This window comes from Pseudomonadota bacterium, from assembly GCA_010028905.1.
Classification (GTDB): Bacteria; Vulcanimicrobiota; Xenobia; order RGZZ01; family RGZZ01; genus RGZZ01.
In genome coordinates this window covers 1-1020 of sequence record RGZZ01000937.1, presented here as the reverse complement: position 1 = coordinate 1020, position 1020 = coordinate 1, and the positions used below count along the sequence as shown (strand labels likewise).

Genomic DNA, 1020 nt, shown 5'->3' with positions numbered 1-1020 from the left:
CGACTTGAAGTGACGCATATCCCGAGGGAGATGCCAGAGCAGACGGTTGTCGAGGCCGATGGCGTTGCGACGGCTCAGGGCCGCCACCAGGCAGATCTCCACGTCAGACCGCCATGGGGGCCTTGATGGCGGGGGCGCACACGTAGCCTTCGAGACGCGCGTCGTCCATGGTGAACCCCTCGATGTGCGTGACGGCCGGATTCAGCCACAGCCGGGGCAGGGGCAGGCACGGGCGGCTCAGCTGCTCGCGCACCGCGTCGAAATGGGTATGGTAGATGTGGGCGTCGCCCAGGGTGTGGATGAACTCGTGCGCCTCGAGTCCGGTCACCTGGGCCACCATGTGCAGCAGCAGCGCGTATGAGGCGATGTTGAACGGAACGCCCAGGAACATGTCGGCGCTGCGCTGGTACATCTGCAGCGAGAGGCGCTTCTCGGCGACAAAGAACTGGAAGAGCGCGTGACACGGGGGCAGGGCCATCTCGTCGAGCTCGCCCGGGTTCCAGGCCGCCACGATGAGACGACGGTCGTAGGGATCGGTCTTGAGACGATCGATGACGTCGGCCAGCTGGTCGATCACACGGCCGTCCGGAGCCCGCCAGCCTCTCCACTGCACCCCGTAGATGCGACCCAGATCGCCCTCACAGCGGGCGCGAGCCGTCCAGTACGGGGCCGCGGCATTCTCGTCCCAGATGCGACAGCCCAGCGCCTGGAAGTCGCGGACGTTCGAGGCCCCCTTGATGAAGCACAGCAGCTCGGCCTTCATGGTCTCGAACGCGAGCTTTTTCGTGGTCACGGCGGGAAAACCATCGCGCATGCGGTAACGGGTCTGCATGCCGAACACCGCACGCGTCACGACGCCCGTGCGGTTGGGGCGGTCGACCCCGTTGTCAAGGATGTCCTGAAGCGCCTCGAGATATGCTTTCATGGCGCCGGTGGCATTCGACGGGACCTCTTGGCGTCCTCTCGGATCGTTGGCCGCACGCGGCGCCATGCCGTGTGCCCCACGGCATGGCCCGCCCA

At 66.3% G+C, this 1020-nt stretch carries 2 protein-coding genes; both read right to left on the bottom strand.

Annotation, left to right across the window (positions count from 1 at the left end):
- Window positions 1-102, bottom strand: a 102-nt coding sequence (locus tag EB084_26525; GenBank protein ID NDD31818.1) for a dihydrofolate reductase, incomplete at its 3' end; no start/stop codon positions are given.
- A 1-nt stretch (window position 103) separates the two neighbouring features.
- Window positions 104-925: a thymidylate synthase gene (locus EB084_26520; GenBank protein ID NDD31817.1), complete on the bottom strand. Its 822-nt coding sequence runs from the start codon at window positions 923-925 to the stop codon at window positions 104-106.
- Window positions 926-1020 lie beyond the last annotated feature (95 nt).